Below are 15203 nucleotides of genomic sequence, written 5' to 3' on the forward strand. Positions count from 1 at the left end.
ACCCCGTAACTTCGGGAGAAGGGGTGCTTTCTTAACGGAAAGCCGCAGTGAATAGGCCCAAGCGACTGTTTAGCAAAAACACAGCTCTCTGCGAAGCCGTAAGGCGAAGTATAGGGGGTGACACCTGCCCGGTGCTGGAAGGTTAAGGAGAGGGGTTAGCGTAAGCGAAGCTCTGAACTGAAGCCCCAGTAAACGGCGGCCGTAACTATAACGGTCCTAAGGTAGCGAAATTCCTTGTCGGGTAAGTTCCGACCCGCACGAAAGGTGTAACGATTTGGGCACTGTCTCAACCAGAGACTCGGTGAAATTATAGTACCTGTGAAGATGCAGGTTACCCGCGACAGGACGGAAAGACCCCGTGGAGCTTTACTGTAGCCTGATATTGAATTTTGGTACAGTTTGTACAGGATAGGCGGGAGCCATTGAAACCGGAGCGCTAGCTTCGGTGGAGGCGCTGGTGGGATACCGCCCTGACTGTATTGAAATTCTAACCTACGGGTCTTATCGACCCGGGAGACAGTGTCAGGTGGGCAGTTTGACTGGGGCGGTCGCCTCCTAAAGTGTAACGGAGGCGCCCAAAGGTTCCCTCAGAATGGTTGGAAATCATTCGTAGAGTGCAAAGGCATAAGGGAGCTTGACTGCGAGACCTACAAGTCGAGCAGGGACGAAAGTCGGGCTTAGTGATCCGGTGGTTCCGCATGGAAGGGCCATCGCTCAACGGATAAAAGCTACCCCGGGGATAACAGGCTTATCTCCCCCAAGAGTCCACATCGACGGGGAGGTTTGGCACCTCGATGTCGGCTCATCGCATCCTGGGGCTGTAGTCGGTCCCAAGGGTTGGGCTGTTCGCCCATTAAAGCGGTACGCGAGCTGGGTTCAGAACGTCGTGAGACAGTTCGGTCCCTATCCGTCGTGGGCGTAGGAAATTTGAGAGGAGCTGTCCTTAGTACGAGAGGACCGGGATGGACGCACCGCTGGTGTACCAGTTGTTCTGCCAAGGGCATAGCTGGGTAGCTATGTGCGGAAGGGATAAGTGCTGAAAGCATCTAAGCATGAAGCCCCCCTCAAGATGAGATTTCCCATAGCGTAAGCTAGTAAGATCCCTGAAAGATGATCAGGTTGATAGGTTCGAGGTGGAAGCATGGTGACATGTGGAGCTGACGAATACTAATAGATCGAGGACTTAACCATATAATATGTAGCAATGTTATCTAGTTTTGAAGGAATATGCCTTCAATAGTTTGGTGATGATGGCAGAGAGGTCACACCCGTTCCCATACCGAACACGGAAGTTAAGCTCTCTAGCGCCGATGGTAGTTGGGACCTTGTCCCTGTGAGAGTAGGACGTCGCCAAGCAAGAACCTAAGTCATTTCGACTTAGGTTTTTTTGTGTTTATTTTTATTTACCGAATGCTATAATCCATAAATTTAATAAAGCTAAAGACGAAAAAGAATGAAATAGCCACTAAAGTAATACTTAAAATAGGACACATTATTTCTATCATAAGTATATATTTTAAATAATGAGATGCTATAAATAAGTATTTAATAATTACAGAAATTACTGCAATAGAGAAAAATAAATAGGATAATAGCATAGTTCTTTCTTTAACAGTTATCCTCCTTAGAAATTAAATCGTTATAATAATACAAGAGTGTATATATTTTGATTTAAAACATACTGAAGTGCCATTTAAAAGATTATACGTAAAATAGATGTCTAGAAATATATATTCTAATTCCCTTTTCTTCTTGCATATAGTTGCAATTCTTCTTTTGAATACAACTAAAACACGAACGTTATTGACTACTAATAAAAAAACATTCGATTATTTATTGACATTGTTTATGAAATATTGTTAATATAACCATAGAAACAATAATATAAGACCTCATATAATCGCGGGGATATGGCCTGCAAGTCTCTACCTAACGACCGTTATTCGTTAGACTATGAGGGAAAGTCACTCGGTATTTTTCTATTCACAAGGGATACGTATGCCTGAGTAGAGCGCTTTCTCTCATAGTAAAAGAGAAACTGTTCTATTTCAGGCTTTTTTTATTTGAATCGGGGGGATTCTAATATGAAATCACTAGTTGGAGTCATAATGGGAAGTACGTCAGACTGGGAAACAATGAAATATGCTTGTGACATTTTAGATGAATTAAATATACCGTATGAGAAAAAAGTTGTATCCGCTCATCGGACTCCGGATTATATGTTTGAATATGCAGAGACGGCTCGTGAACGTGGATTGAAAGTTATTATTGCTGGAGCTGGTGGAGCAGCACATTTACCAGGAATGGTTGCAGCGAAGACAAATCTTCCTGTAATTGGAGTTCCAGTTCAATCAAAAGCATTAAACGGCTTAGATTCATTATTATCCATCGTCCAAATGCCAGGAGGTGTTCCAGTTGCAACTGTTGCAATTGGTAAAGCCGGTTCAACGAATGCTGGATTACTTGCCGCACAAATACTTGGATCATTCCATGATGACATACATGATGCATTAGAATTGAGACGAGAAGCGATTGAAAAAGATGTGCGTGAAGGTAGTGAGCTAGTATGACGAGAATCATTTTACCTGGAAAAACAATCGGCATTATTGGAGGCGGCCAGCTAGGAAGAATGATGGCATTGGCAGCTAAGGAGATGGGATATAAAATTGCTGTTTTAGATCCTACAAAGCATTCGCCATGTGCACAAGTTGCTGATATTGAAATTGTTGCACCATATGATAATTTAAAAGCAATTCAGCATTTAGCAGAGATAAGTGATGTTGTCACATATGAATTTGAGAATATTGATTATAGATGTTTACAATGGCTTGAAAAACATGCGTACTTACCACAAGGTAGTCAGTTGTTAAATACAACGCAAAATCGTTTTACAGAAAAGAATGCGATTGAGAAGGCTGGGTTACCAGTAGCAACGTATAGACTAGTTCAAAATCAAGATCAGCTTACAGAAGCAATTGCTGAGTTATCATTCCCTTCCGTCTTAAAAACGACGACAGGTGGATATGATGGGAAAGGGCAAGTTGTTTTAAGAAGAGAAGCTGATGTTGAGACAGCAAGAAATCTTGTGGATAAAGCAGAATGTATTTTAGAGAAATGGGTGCCTTTTGAAAAAGAAGTATCAGTTATTGTGATTCGTAGTGTAAGTGGTGAAACAAAAGTGTTTCCAGTAGCAGAAAATATTCATGTAAATAACATTTTACATGAATCTATCGTTCCAGCTCGCATTACAGAAGAGCTTTCTCAAAAAGCAATTGCTTATGCAAAGGTACTTGCGGATGAATTAGAACTTGTGGGAACACTAGCTGTAGAGATGTTTGCTACAGATAATGGTGAGATTTATATTAATGAATTAGCGCCACGACCTCACAATTCAGGACACTATACACAGGATGCATGTGAGACGAGTCAATTTGGTCAACATATTCGAGCAATCTGTAATTTACCTCTAGGAGAAACAAATTTGTTAAAACCAGTTGTCATGGTAAACATTTTAGGCGAACATATAGAAGGGGTCCTAAGACAAGTGAATAGATTAACCGGGTGCTATTTACACTTGTATGGAAAAGAAGAAGCAAAAGCACAGCGAAAAATGGGGCATGTTAATATTTTAAATGATAATATTGAAGTCGCTCTAGAAAAAGCGAAGAGTTTGCATATTTGGGACCATCAAGAACAACTGTTGGAGGGAAAAAGATGATTAGTCGTTATACACGCCCTGAAATGGGTGCGATTTGGACGGAAGAGAACAAATTTAAAGCGTGGTTAGAAGTTGAGATTTTAGCTTGTGAAGCATGGGCTGAGCTTGGCGATATTCCAAAAGAAGATGTTAAAAAAATTCGTGAACATGCATCATTTGATATTGATCGTATTTATGAAATTGAAAAAGAAACACGTCATGACGTAGTTGCATTCACTCGTGCTGTATCAGAAACGCCAGCATTAGGCGAAGAACGTAAATGGGTTCATTACGGTTTAACATCTACAGACGTAGTAGATACAGCATTATCTTACATCTTAAAACAAGCGAATGAAATTATATTAAAAGACTTAGAGAACTTTGTAAGCATTTTAGCTAACAAAGCGAAAGAGCATAAATACACAATCATGATGGGAAGAACACATGGTGTTCATGCAGAACCAACGACATTTGGTTTAAAACTTGGTCTTTGGTATGAAGAAATGAAACGTAACGTAGAGCGTTTCAAACAAGCTGCTGATACAGTTCGTGTTGGTAAACTATCTGGTGCGGTTGGTACATATGCAAATATCGATCCATTCGTAGAAAAATATGTTTGTGAAAATTTAGGATTAGAAGCAGCACCAATTTCAACACAAACATTGCAACGTGATCGTCATGCACACTACATGTCAACACTTGCACTAATTGCAACATCTATCGAAAAGATGGCAGTTGAGATTCGTGGTTTACAAAAGAGTGAAACACGTGAAGTTGAAGAAGCTTTCGCAAAAGGTCAAAAAGGTTCTTCTGCAATGCCACATAAACGTAATCCAATTGGTTCTGAAAATATGACTGGTTTAGCTCGTGTTATCCGCGGTTATATGATGACAGCTTACGAAAATGTTCCATTATGGCATGAGCGTGACATTTCTCACTCTTCGGCAGAACGCGTAATTTTACCAGATGCTACAATCGCATTAAATTACATGTTAAATCGCTTTGGTAATATCGTTAAAAACTTAACTGTATACCCAGAGAATATGAAACGCAATATGACAAGAACATACGGCTTAATTTATTCTCAGCGCGTAATGCTTACACTAATTGACAAAGGTATGGTACGTGAAGAAGCTTATGATATCGTACAGCCTAAAGCGATGGAAGCTTGGGAAACACAAGTACAATTTAAAGAGCTTGTAGAAGCTGATGAGCGTATTACAAGCAAGTTAACACAAGAAGAAATTAATGAATGCTTCAACTATGAGCATCATATGCAACACGTTGATACAATCTTTGAACGCCTTGGATTAAACGAAGCGTAAAATTTCATATGGCACAGAATAGAGTCATTCTGTGCCATTCTTTATAAAAACATTATTCACATTTTTCAAACTACAGGGGGCTTGCGAAATGCAAAAGCTAGAATTGCTGTATGAAGGTAAGGCAAAAAGAATTTATCGTACAGAATCAGCAGATATGGTTTGGGTAGAGTACAAAGATAGTGCGACTGCTTTCAATGGGGAGAAAAAAGAGACGATTACAGGAAAAGGTCGTTTGAACAATGAAATTACAACTTTATTGTTCAGAAAGTTACAAGAAGTGGGAATTAAAACGCATTTTGTTGAGAAGTTATCTGAAACAGAACAACTTGTTAAAAAAGTGAGTATTATTCCTTTAGAAGTTGTCACAAGAAATGTAATTGCAGGAAGTCTTTCAAAACGATTAGGAATGGAAGAGGGAACTGTACTTGCAGAACCAATCGTAGAATTTTACTTCAAAGATGATGATTTAGGAGATCCGCTTGTAACGGAAGATCATATTCGTGTATTAAACGTTGCATCACCAGAGCAAGTAAGTGTATTACGAGATATGGCTCTACAAATCAATCAAGTGTTGATTGATCATTTCGCAAGCTGTCGTGTAAGATTAGTAGATTTCAAATTAGAGTTTGGTGTAACGGAAGAAGGAGAAATCATTTTAGCGGATGAAATTTCACCAGATACTTGCCGTTTATGGGATGAAACGAGCAATGAAAAGTTTGATAAAGACGTATTCCGTCGTGATCTTGGAAATTTAACAGATGCTTATGAAGAGATTTTAAAACGTTTAGGGGGAATTTCACATGTATAAAGTTAAGGTATATGTAACATTAAGAGAGAGCGTATTAGATCCACAAGGAACAGCAGTAAAAGGAGCACTTCATAGTCTTTCATTCACAGAAGTACAAGATGTTCGAATCGGAAAGTACATGGAACTAACAATTGATAAATCTGTATCTGATTTAGATAGCAAGGTAAAGGAAATGTGTGAAAAACTATTAGCGAACGTTGTAATGGAAGACTTCCGTTATGAAGTTGAGGAGGTTGTCGCACAGTGAAATTTGCCGTAATAGTATTTCCGGGTTCGAACTGTGATGTCGATATGTTCCATGCAATTAAAGATGAGCTTGGCGAAGAAGTAGATTACGTTTGGCACGATACAGAGAATTTAGATGAATATGATGCAATTCTACTACCAGGTGGATTTTCTTATGGTGACTACTTACGCTGCGGTGCTATCTCTCGCTTTGCTAATGCAATGAAAGCAGTGCAAAAAGCTGCTGAGCAAGGAAAGCCGATTTTAGGTGTATGTAATGGATTCCAGATTCTTGTTGAATCAGGATTACTACCAGGAGCGTTAATGAGAAACGAAAACTTAAAATTTATGTGTCGCACTGTTCAGTTGCGAGTTGAAAATAATGAAACGATGTTTACATCACAATATGGAAAAAATGAAGTAATTAATATTCCAATTGCGCATGGTGAGGGGAATTACTATTGTGATGAAGCGACTCTTAAACAATTAGAAGAGAACAATCAAATCGCATTCCGTTACGTAGAAAACCCTAACGGTAGCGTTTCAGATATTGCTGGTATTGTAAATGAAAAAGGAAATGTACTTGGTATGATGCCACACCCAGAGCGTGCTGTAGATGAATTACTTGGCGGTGCTGAAGGGTTAAAAGTCTTTCAATCTATCTTAAAACAGTGGAGGGAAACATATGTCGTTAATGCTTGAACCAAATCCAACACAAATTAAAGAAGAGCGTATATATGCGGAAATGGGGCTAACAGACGAAGAGTTTGCCATGGTTGAAAAGATTTTAGGTCGTCTGCCAAATTATACAGAAACAGGGTTATTCTCTGTAATGTGGTCTGAACATTGTAGTTATAAAAATTCGAAACCAGTTCTTCGTAAGTTTCCAACTACAGGTGAGCGCGTTCTGCAAGGACCTGGAGAAGGTGCTGGAATTGTAGATATCGGTGATAATCAAGCAGTTGTATTTAAAATGGAAAGTCATAACCATCCTTCAGCTATTGAACCATATCAAGGAGCTGCAACAGGTGTTGGTGGTATTATTCGTGACGTATTCTCTATGGGAGCACGTCCGGTAGCTCTATTAAACTCACTTCGTTTCGGTGAATTACAGTCACCACGTGTGAAATATTTATTCGAAGAAGTAGTAGCAGGAATTGCAGGATACGGTAACTGCATCGGTATTCCGACTGTTGGCGGCGAAGTACAATTTGATCCATGTTATGAAGGAAATCCACTTGTAAATGCAATGTGCGTAGGTTTGATTAACCACGAAGACATTAAAAAAGGGCAAGCGCACGGTGCTGGTAACACAGTAATGTACGTAGGAGCATCAACTGGTCGTGACGGTATTCACGGTGCAACATTCGCGTCGGAAGAACTATCTGAAAGCTCAGAAGCGAAACGTCCAGCGGTTCAAGTAGGGGATCCATTTATGGAAAAACTTCTTATTGAAGCGTGTTTAGAATTAATTCAATCTGATGCACTTGTTGGAATTCAAGATATGGGTGCGGCTGGTTTAACATCATCATCTGCAGAAATGGCAAGTAAAGCAGGAATGGGTATTGAAATGTACTTAGATGATGTACCACAGCGTGAAACAGGAATGACACCATATGAAATGATGCTATCTGAATCACAAGAGCGTATGTTAATTGTCGTGAAAAAAGGTAGAGAACAAGAAATAGTAGATTTATTTGAGAAGTATGGTCTTGCAGCGGTTACGATGGGGAAAGTAACAGAAGATAAAATGCTTCGTTTATTCCATAAAGGTGAAAAGGTAGCTGAAGTTCCAGCAGATGCTTTAGCAGAAGAAGCACCAATTTATCATAAGCCATCAAAAGAAGCAGCATACTTTGCTGAATTCCAAGCAATGAAAATGGAAACGCCAAAAGTAGAAAATTATAAAGACGCGTTATTTGCTTTATTACAGCAACCAACAATTGCAAGTAAAGAGTGGGTATACGATCAATACGATTACCAGGTTCGCACAAGCACAGTTGTTACGCCAGGTTCAGATGCTGCAGTTGTACGTGTACGCGGTACAGAAAAAGGATTAGCAATGACGACAGATTGTAACTCTCGCTACATTTATCTAGACCCAGAGATGGGCGGTAAAATTGCAGTAGCAGAGGCAGCGCGTAATATCGTATGTTCTGGCGGAGAGCCACTTGCAATTACAGATTGCTTAAACTTCGGTAACCCAGAAAAACCAGAAATCTTCTGGCAGATTGAGAAATCAGTAGACGGTATGAGTGAAGCTTGTCGCACATTACAAACACCAGTTATCGGCGGAAACGTATCGATGTATAACGAGCGTAGTGGTGAAGCTGTATATCCAACACCAACTGTTGGGATGGTGGGACTTGTGCATGACTTAAAACATGTAACAACACAAGAGTTTAAGCAAGCTGGTGATTTAGTGTATGTAATTGGTGAGACGAAAGCTGAGTTTGGCGGAAGTGAATTACAGAAAATGATTCACGGCAAAATTTTCGGTCAATCACCAAGTATCGATTTAGATGTAGAATTAAAACGCCAAAAACAAGTATTAGAAGCAATTCAGGCTGGTCTTGTTCAATCTGCACATGATGTTGCTGAAGGTGGTTTAGCAGTTGCGATTTCAGAAAGTGCAATTGGTGCTAAAGGCTTAGGTGCTACTGTGAAATTAGATGGAGAAGCAACAGCAGCATTATTCGCTGAATCACAGTCTCGCTTCGTGATAACTGTAAAACGTGAAAATAAAGAGGCGTTTGAGAAAGCAGTAGAAGCAATCCAAGTTGGAGAAGTAACAAGTACAAATGAAGTAACAATTCATAATGAAGAAAATGAAGTATTACTTACAGCAAATGTAGATGAAATGAGAAAGGCTTGGAAAGGGGCAATCCCATGCTTGCTGAAATAAAGGGGTTAAACGAAGAATGTGGCGTTTTCGGAATTTGGGGGCATGAAAATGCAGCACAAGTTTCATACTACGGATTGCACAGTTTACAGCACCGTGGGCAAGAAGGCGCAGGCATTGTCGTAAATAATGGGGAAAAAATCGTCGGTCACAAGGGGTTAGGTTTAATATCAGAAGTGTTTTCAAGAGGTGAGCTAGAAGGATTAAATGGAAAATCAGCAATCGGACATGTACGATATGCAACAGCTGGTGGAAGTGAAGTTGCTAACGTTCAACCATTGTTGTTCCGTTTTTCCGATCATAGTATGGCGTTAGCTCATAACGGAAATTTAATTAACGCAAAAATGCTTCGTCGTGAATTAGAAGCAGAGGGCAGTATTTTTCAAACTAGTTCAGATACAGAAGTACTTTTACATCTTATTAAACGTAGCACGAAAGATTCTTTAATTGAAAGTGTAAAAGAGGCTTTAAATAAAGTGAAAGGTGCGTTTGCGTATCTTTTACTAACTGGAAATGAAATGATCGTTGCATTAGATCCGAATGGGTTCCGTCCGCTTTCAATTGGAAAGATGGGGGATGCTTACGTTGTAGCATCTGAAACATGTGCTTTTGATGTAGTAGGTGCAACATACATTCGTGATGTAGAACCGGGTGAATTACTTATCATTAATGATGAAGGAATTCACGTAGATCGTTTCACAAACGATGTAGAACATGCAATTTGTAGTATGGAATATATTTACTTTGCACGACCAGATTCTAATATTGCAGGCGTTAATGTTCATGCAGCACGTAAGAATATGGGGAAACGTTTAGCGGCAGAAGCTCCTATTGAAGCAGATGTTGTTACTGGTGTACCAGACTCTAGTATTTCAGCTGCGATTGGCTATGCGGAGGCGACAGGTATTCCATATGAGTTAGGATTAATTAAAAATCGTTACGTTGGACGTACGTTTATTCAACCTTCTCAAGAACTGCGCGAGCAAGGGGTTAAGATGAAGCTTTCCGCAGTAAGAGGTGTAGTTGAAGGGAAACGAGTTGTTATGATTGATGACTCTATCGTAAGAGGAACGACAAGTAAACGAATTGTTCGTATGCTTCGTGAGGCTGGAGCGACAGAAGTTCACGTAAGAATTGCTTCACCACCTCTGAAATATCCATGTTTCTATGGCATTGATATTCAAACGAGAAAAGAATTAATTGCAGCAAATCATACAGTAGAAGAAATCCGTGAAATGATCGGAGCAGATTCTTTAACATTTTTAAGTGAAGATGGATTAGTAGATGCAATTGGACGTCCATATGAAGGGAAATATGGCGGCCTATGCATGGCTTACTTTAATGGGGACTATCCAACAGCTCTTTATGATTATGAGCAAGAGCTTTTAGAAAGCATGAAATAAGAAAAGTGAGAAAAGCTTCTACTTCTTTTGATGTAGAAGCTAGATCCTTTCTTAAAATAGCCCGCCCTGGATGGGGAGAAATTAAAAGACGAGGTGTAAATAACGATGGCGAATGCATATAAGCAAGCAGGAGTAGATATTGAAGCTGGATATGAAGCGGTATCTCGCATGAAAAAACACGTACAAACAACTATGAGAAAAGAAGTACTAGGCGGTTTAGGCGGTTTTGGAGGTATGTTTGATCTATCAAAATTTGCATTAGAAGAACCTGTATTAGTATCTGGAACAGATGGCGTGGGAACGAAATTGATGCTCGCTTTTATGGCAGATAAACATGACACAATTGGTATTGATGCAGTAGCAATGTGTGTAAATGATATTGTTGTCCAAGGCGCAGAGCCGCTTTTCTTCCTTGATTATATTGCTTGTGGTAAAGCTGAACCTAGTAAAATTGAAAACATCGTCAAAGGTATATCAGAGGGCTGTCGCCAAGCTGGTTGTGCATTAATCGGTGGAGAAACAGCTGAAATGCCAGGAATGTATTCTACGGAAGAATATGATTTAGCTGGTTTTACAGTTGGGATTGTTGATAAAAAGAAAATTGTAACAGGTGAAAAGATTGAAGCTGGTCACGTGCTAATTGGCTTAGCATCTAGCGGTATTCATAGCAATGGTTACTCTTTAGTACGAAAAGTGTTACTAGAAGATGGAGAACTATCTTTAGAGCGTATTTATGGCCGCTTAGAACTACCTCTTGGTGAAGAATTATTAAAACCAACGAAAATTTATGTCAAACCTATTTTAGAACTATTGAAGAAACATGAAGTATACGGTATGGCGCATATTACAGGTGGCGGATTTATTGAAAATATTCCACGCATGTTGCCAGAAGGAATCGGTGCTGAGATTGAACTAGGATCTTGGGAAATTCAGCCGATCTTTAGTTTGCTTCAAGAAGTTGGAAAACTGGAAGAGAAAGAAATGTTCAATATTTTTAACATGGGTATTGGTATGGTAGTAGCAGTGAAGGAAGAAGATGCAAAAGATGTTGTTCGTCTTCTTGAAGAGCAAGGAGAAATGGCTCGTATTATTGGACGTACTATACAAGGAGCTGGCGTTACTTTTAATGGGGGCACAGCACTATGAGTAGATTAGCAGTTTTTGCTTCTGGAAGCGGATCTAACTTTCAATCTCTCGTTAATGCGGTAGAAGAAAAAAGATTGGATGCAGAAATTAGTTTATTAGTATGTGATAAACCAGAAGCACGCGCTGTTGGACGGGCAAATTATCATCATATTCCGTGTTTTGCTTTTTCAGCGAAAGCATATGAGTCAAAAGAAGCGTTTGAAAAAGAGATATTAAAGAAGCTAGAAGAATATGAAATTGATTATGTTATTTTAGCTGGATATATGCGTTTAATCGGGCCGACGTTATTAGAAGCATACGGCGGGAAGATTATTAATATTCATCCATCATTACTACCGAGCTTTCCGGGTAAAGATGCTGTCGGTCAAGCGTTAGAAGCAGGTGTGAAAATAACTGGAGTAACAATTCATTATGTAGATGCAGGTATGGATACAGGGCCAATTATTGCACAAGAAGCAGTGGCTGTTTCTGAAGGGGATACGAGAGAAAGCTTACAAAAGAAAATTCAACAAGTTGAACATAAATTATACGTAAATACAGTGAATCAAATTGTTCAGTCTGTGAAAGAATCAACTGTTAACTAACATACAACCAGGGGTGAAGGATAAATGAAAAAGCGTGCATTAGTAAGTGTTTCAGATAAAACAGGAGTAGTAGAATTTGTTAAAGGATTACTAGAACAAGGGATTGAAGTTATTTCAACAGGTGGTACGAAAAAGTTACTAGAAGAAAACGGCTTACAAGTAATCGGCATTTCTGAAGTAACTGGTTTCCCTGAAATTATGGATGGCCGTGTGAAAACATTACATCCAAATATTCATGGTGGTCTATTAGCAGTTCGTGATAATGAAACACATGTAACACAAATGAATGAGTTAGGTATAGAGCCAATTGACTTTGTTGTTGTTAACTTATACCCATTTAAAGAAACAATCGCTAAGCCTGATGTAACATTTGCTGATGCAATTGAAAATATTGATATCGGTGGCCCAACAATGATTCGCTCTGCTGCGAAAAATCATAAATTCGTATCGGTAATTGTAGATCCAGTAGATTATGATATTGTGTTAGCAGAACTGAAAGAGAACGGTGAAGTAGCAGAGGAAACAAAACGTAAACTAGCAGCGAAAGTATTCCGTCATACAGCAGCGTATGATGCGCTAATTTCTAACTACTTAACAGAGCAAATGGGTGAAGAAAGTCCAGAAACATTAACCGTGACATTTGAGAAAAAGCAAGACTTACGTTATGGCGAGAACCCACATCAAAAAGCAACTTTCTATAAAGCGCCATTCGCAGCAACTTCTTCTGTTGCATACGCAGAACAATTACACGGTAAGGAATTATCGTATAACAATATTAATGATGCAGACGCAGCGCTTAGCATCGTAAAAGAATTTACAGAACCAGCAGTAGTAGCAGTAAAACATATGAATCCATGTGGTGTTGGAGTAGGAACTAATATTCACGAAGCATATACTCGTGCTTATGAAGCAGATCCAGTATCAATCTTCGGCGGTATTATCGCAGCAAATCGTGAAATTGATAAAGCTACAGCAGAAAAGTTACATGAAATTTTCTTAGAAATTGTTATCGCACCTTCGTTCTCACAAGAAGCTTTAGAAGTGTTGCAAAGTAAGAAGAACTTACGTTTATTAACTATAAATATTGAAAAAGCGACAAGTGCAAGCAAAAAACTAACTTCTATACAAGGTGGACTTCTCGTTCAAGAGGAAGATACGTTATCATTAGATGAAAGTACAATTTCAATTCCAACGAAACGTGAACCTTCAGAGCAAGAATGGAAAGATTTAAAACTAGCTTGGAAAGTTGTAAAACATGTGAAATCAAACGCAATTGTTTTAGCGAAAGATGACATGACAATTGGTGTCGGTGCGGGACAGATGAACCGTGTAGGTTCTGCAAAAATCGCAATTACACAAGCTGGTGAAAAAACACAAGGTAGCGCGCTTGCATCTGATGCTTTCTTCCCAATGCCAGATACATTAGAAGAAGCAGCAAAAGCAGGAATTACAGCAATCATTCAACCGGGCGGATCAATCCGTGATGAAGATTCTATTAAAGTGGCAGATACTTATGGGATTGCTATGGTGTTCACTGGCGTACGTCATTTCAAACACTAATAGAGGATGTTTAAAAAGTCCGGTTAAGATAACCTTCGCATGTCGTCGTTGCAATGCCAGTACGGTACTCATGTAGGAAAGCTACACTCCGTGTCCTCCTGGCAAATGCGCCTAGACCTGCTCGGTTCTCTTAATCCTCCTTTTTAAACCTTTATTGATATGGATGTTTAAAAAGTCCGGTCGAGATAACCTTTTATTGATATGAAAAAGCAAACTAGGAGCATAGCTTCTAGTTTGTACTTATTTAATTATTGGGGGATGAAATATGAATGTTTTAGTAATTGGCCGCGGTGGGCGTGAGCATGCTTTAGCTTGGAAGTTTGCACAATCTGAAAAAGTAGAAAAGGTATATGTAGCACCAGGTAATGAAGGTATGAGAGATGTTGCAACACCAGTTGATATTGATGAAAATGATTTTGATGCATTAGTTTTATTTGCAAAAGAGAATAATGTTGAGTTAACTTTCGTTGGACCAGAAATTCCGCTTATGAATGGAATTGTTGATCGTTTTAAAGAAGAGGGACTTCGCGTATTTGGTCCGAATAAAGCGGCTGCTGTTATTGAAGGTAGTAAAGCTTTTACAAAAGAGCTTATGAAAAAGTATGATATTCCAACTGCGGCGTACGAAACTTTTACAGATTATGAAGAAGCAGTACAGTACATTCAAAAAGTTGGTGCACCAATCGTTATTAAAGCTGACGGCTTAGCTGCGGGTAAAGGTGTAACGGTAGCGATGACGCTTGAAGAGGCATTACAAGCTGTGAAAGAAATGCTGCAAGATGTGAAATTCGGCGCGGCAAGTAAGAAGGTTGTTATTGAAGAGTTTTTAGATGGACAAGAATTTTCATTAATGGCATTCGTGAATGGAACAACTGTACATCCAATGGTAATCGCCCAAGATCATAAAAGAGCTTTTGATGGTGATAAAGGTCCAAATACGGGCGGAATGGGTGCATATTCTCCAGTACCACAAATTCCAGAATCAGCAGTTCAAGAAGCGATTCAAACCGTATTGCATCCAACTGCTAAGGCGATGATTGAAGAAAACCGTTCGTTTACAGGTATTTTATACGCAGGTCTTATTTTAACAAATGATGGTCCGAAGGTAATTGAATTTAATGCACGCTTCGGTGATCCTGAAACAGAAGTTGTATTACCTCGATTAGAAAACGATTTAGTTGATGTATGTAACGCTGTATTAGATGAAAGTGAACTAACGTTACAATGGTCAGAAGAAGCGGTAATCGGTGTTGTACTTGCTTCTAAAGGATATCCAGAAGCATATAAAAAAGGTGATATTATTAGCGGACTAGATGCACTGCAAAATGTGATTGTTTTCCATGCAGGTACAGCAATGAAACATGGGGACTTTGTAACGAACGGTGGCCGTGTATTATTTGTTGCTTGTAAGGCAAGTAGTTTACAAGAAGCAAAAGATAAAGTATATAAAGAAATCGGTAAAATTGAGAGTGATGGTCTATTTTATCGAAGTGACATAGGATATCGTGCAATTGGGCATGAGATGACGAAAAGTTAATATGTAAAAATCCCGC

12 protein-coding genes, 2 rRNA genes, 1 pseudogene and 1 riboswitch (1 of these 16 only partly in view) are annotated in these 15203 nt (G+C 39.2%); of the genes and pseudogenes, 14 read left to right on the forward strand and 1 reads right to left on the reverse strand.

Annotated features, from left to right (window positions below):
- Positions 1-1191, forward strand: a 23S ribosomal RNA gene (locus MHB52_RS01740); it begins 1732 nt to the left of the window's first position.
- Positions 1192-1240: 49 nt separating this feature from the next.
- Positions 1241-1356, forward strand: a 5S ribosomal RNA gene (gene rrf, locus MHB52_RS01745).
- Between the two features lie 43 nt (positions 1357-1399).
- Here the strand turns inward: rrf and MHB52_RS01750 are convergent.
- Positions 1400-1598, reverse strand: a pseudogene (locus MHB52_RS01750) (hypothetical protein).
- Positions 1599-1872: 274 nt separating this feature from the next.
- A riboswitch (purine riboswitch) is annotated at positions 1873-1974 on the forward strand.
- Positions 1975-2084: 110 nt separating this feature from the next.
- Between MHB52_RS01750 and purE the strand changes: the two are divergent.
- The 12 genes from purE to purD all read left to right on the forward strand — a co-directional run bounded on the left by purE (position 2085) and on the right by purD (position 15187).
- Complete coding sequence (gene purE / locus MHB52_RS01755) at positions 2085-2570, forward strand: 5-(carboxyamino)imidazole ribonucleotide mutase (RefSeq protein WP_000839367.1); 486 nt, start codon at positions 2085-2087, stop codon at positions 2568-2570.
- Positions 2567-3718, forward strand: a complete 1152-nt coding sequence (purK, locus tag MHB52_RS01760; protein ID WP_061662921.1) for a 5-(carboxyamino)imidazole ribonucleotide synthase — start codon at positions 2567-2569, stop codon at positions 3716-3718. The genes purE and purK overlap by 4 nt, the downstream gene beginning before the upstream one ends.
- Positions 3715-5022, forward strand: coding sequence for an adenylosuccinate lyase (purB, locus tag MHB52_RS01765; protein WP_000625682.1), 1308 nt, complete (start codon positions 3715-3717; stop codon positions 5020-5022). The genes purK and purB overlap by 4 nt, the downstream gene beginning before the upstream one ends.
- 88 nt (positions 5023-5110) lie before the next feature.
- Positions 5111-5830 (forward strand): phosphoribosylaminoimidazolesuccinocarboxamide synthase, encoded by a 720-nt coding sequence (gene purC, locus MHB52_RS01770; RefSeq protein ID WP_001170544.1) that lies wholly within the window; start codon positions 5111-5113, stop codon positions 5828-5830.
- The gene (gene purS / locus MHB52_RS01775; RefSeq protein WP_000278823.1) at positions 5823-6077 is read left to right on the forward strand and encodes a phosphoribosylformylglycinamidine synthase subunit PurS; all 255 of its coding nucleotides are present in this window, start codon (positions 5823-5825) and stop codon (positions 6075-6077) included. Before purC ends, purS begins: the two co-directional genes overlap by 8 nt.
- Positions 6074-6757 carry a phosphoribosylformylglycinamidine synthase subunit PurQ gene (gene purQ, locus MHB52_RS01780; RefSeq protein WP_000666790.1) on the forward strand — a complete coding sequence of 228 codons (684 nt, stop codon included), beginning with the start codon at positions 6074-6076 and terminating at the stop codon, positions 6755-6757. Before purS ends, purQ begins: the two co-directional genes overlap by 4 nt.
- The gene (gene purL, locus MHB52_RS01785) at positions 6741-8960 is read left to right on the forward strand and encodes a phosphoribosylformylglycinamidine synthase II (protein ID WP_000055558.1); all 2220 of its coding nucleotides are present in this window, start codon (positions 6741-6743) and stop codon (positions 8958-8960) included. Before purQ ends, purL begins: the two co-directional genes overlap by 17 nt.
- Positions 8945-10360 carry an amidophosphoribosyltransferase gene (gene purF / locus MHB52_RS01790; protein ID WP_000879025.1) on the forward strand — a complete coding sequence of 472 codons (1416 nt, stop codon included), beginning with the start codon at positions 8945-8947 and terminating at the stop codon, positions 10358-10360. Before purL ends, purF begins: the two co-directional genes overlap by 16 nt.
- A 105-nt stretch (positions 10361-10465) precedes the next feature.
- Complete coding sequence (gene purM / locus MHB52_RS01795; RefSeq protein WP_001262439.1) at positions 10466-11506, forward strand: phosphoribosylformylglycinamidine cyclo-ligase; 1041 nt, start codon at positions 10466-10468, stop codon at positions 11504-11506.
- Complete coding sequence (gene purN, locus MHB52_RS01800; protein WP_000088588.1) at positions 11503-12090, forward strand: phosphoribosylglycinamide formyltransferase; 588 nt, start codon at positions 11503-11505, stop codon at positions 12088-12090. Before purM ends, purN begins: the two co-directional genes overlap by 4 nt.
- Before the next feature lie 24 nt (positions 12091-12114).
- Entirely contained in the window at positions 12115-13650 is a 1536-nt protein-coding gene (gene purH / locus MHB52_RS01805) for a bifunctional phosphoribosylaminoimidazolecarboxamide formyltransferase/IMP cyclohydrolase (protein WP_000745433.1), read from the forward strand.
- A 265-nt stretch (positions 13651-13915) separates the two neighbouring features.
- On the forward strand, positions 13916-15187 hold the full coding sequence (purD, locus tag MHB52_RS01810) for a phosphoribosylamine--glycine ligase (RefSeq protein ID WP_061662922.1): 1272 nt from the start codon (positions 13916-13918) through the stop codon (positions 15185-15187).
- Positions 15188-15203 lie beyond the last annotated feature (16 nt).

Source organism: Bacillus sp. FSL K6-0073, from assembly GCF_038006085.1.
Lineage (GTDB): Bacteria > Bacillota > Bacilli > Bacillales > Bacillaceae_G > Bacillus_A > Bacillus_A cereus.

What these genes read in the sequence shown, in the direction of transcription:
- purS (WP_000278823.1), top strand. Translation starts at nt 5,823, where the DNA reads ATGTATAAAGTTAAGGTATATGTAACATTAAGAGAGAGCGTATTAGAT.
- purE (WP_000839367.1), top strand. Translation starts at nt 2,085, where the DNA reads ATGAAATCACTAGTTGGAGTCATAATGGGAAGTACGTCAGACTGGGAA.
- purD (WP_061662922.1), top strand. Translation starts at nt 13,916, where the DNA reads ATGAATGTTTTAGTAATTGGCCGCGGTGGGCGTGAGCATGCTTTAGCT.
- purC (WP_001170544.1), top strand. Translation starts at nt 5,111, where the DNA reads ATGCAAAAGCTAGAATTGCTGTATGAAGGTAAGGCAAAAAGAATTTAT.
- purN (WP_000088588.1), top strand. Translation starts at nt 11,503, where the DNA reads ATGAGTAGATTAGCAGTTTTTGCTTCTGGAAGCGGATCTAACTTTCAA.
- purH (WP_000745433.1), top strand. Translation starts at nt 12,115, where the DNA reads ATGAAAAAGCGTGCATTAGTAAGTGTTTCAGATAAAACAGGAGTAGTA.
- purK (WP_061662921.1), top strand. Translation starts at nt 2,567, where the DNA reads ATGACGAGAATCATTTTACCTGGAAAAACAATCGGCATTATTGGAGGC.
- purL (WP_000055558.1), top strand. Translation starts at nt 6,741, where the DNA reads ATGTCGTTAATGCTTGAACCAAATCCAACACAAATTAAAGAAGAGCGT.
- purF (WP_000879025.1), top strand. Translation starts at nt 8,945, where the DNA reads ATGCTTGCTGAAATAAAGGGGTTAAACGAAGAATGTGGCGTTTTCGGA.
- purB (WP_000625682.1), top strand. Translation starts at nt 3,715, where the DNA reads ATGATTAGTCGTTATACACGCCCTGAAATGGGTGCGATTTGGACGGAA.
- purM (WP_001262439.1), top strand. Translation starts at nt 10,466, where the DNA reads ATGGCGAATGCATATAAGCAAGCAGGAGTAGATATTGAAGCTGGATAT.